This window comes from Phaeobacter sp. SYSU ZJ3003, from assembly GCF_041300735.1.
Classification (GTDB): Bacteria; Pseudomonadota; Alphaproteobacteria; order Rhodobacterales; family Rhodobacteraceae; genus Phycobacter; species Phycobacter gallaeciensis_A.
Window position 1 is genome coordinate 1 of the sequence record NZ_PXNU01000170.1, and the last position, 591, is coordinate 591.

The window sequence follows — 591 nt, forward strand, 5'->3', positions numbered from 1 at the left end:
CCACATCAGCGCTTTCGATGGCCACATCCGTGCCGGTACCGATGGCGATGCCGACATCGGCATGGGCCAGCGCAGGCGCGTCATTGATGCCATCCCCGACAAAGGCGATCTGGCGCCCCTGCCGCAATTCGTCCAGCGCCGCGACCTTGCCGTCGGGCAGAACCCCTGCGATCACGTGGTCGATGCCGGTTTCGCGGGCGATGGCCTCAGCTGTCTCGCGCTTGTCGCCGGTGATCATGGCGACTTTCAGCCCTTTTTCGTGCAGCGCAGCGATGGCCGCGCGACTGGCCGGTTTCACCGGGTCGGCCACGCCGATCACCGCCGCAAGCCGCCCATCAACTGCCGCGTAGAGCGCGGTACGCCCGCGTTTGGCAAGCTCGGTCTCCTGCGCTGACAGCGCCGCCGTGTCGATGCCTTCGCGGGCCATGAACCGGTCGGCGCCGACCAGGACCTGCGCCCCGTCCACCATGGCGCGCACGCCGTGGCCGGTGACCGAGGTGAAATCGCCCTCCTCAGCGCGTGGTGCGCCCTCGGCGCGGGCGGCGCGGACGATGGCTTCGGCGATCGGGTGCTCCGAACGTTCCTCCACCG

The 591-nt window shown here is 69.4% G+C and carries 1 protein-coding gene; it reads right to left on the reverse strand.

Annotation, left to right across the window (positions count from 1 at the left end; translation table 11 throughout):
* Positions 1-591 (reverse strand): HAD-IC family P-type ATPase (locus tag C6W91_RS21270; RefSeq protein WP_370571629.1); only part of this gene is annotated, 591 nt, incomplete at both ends.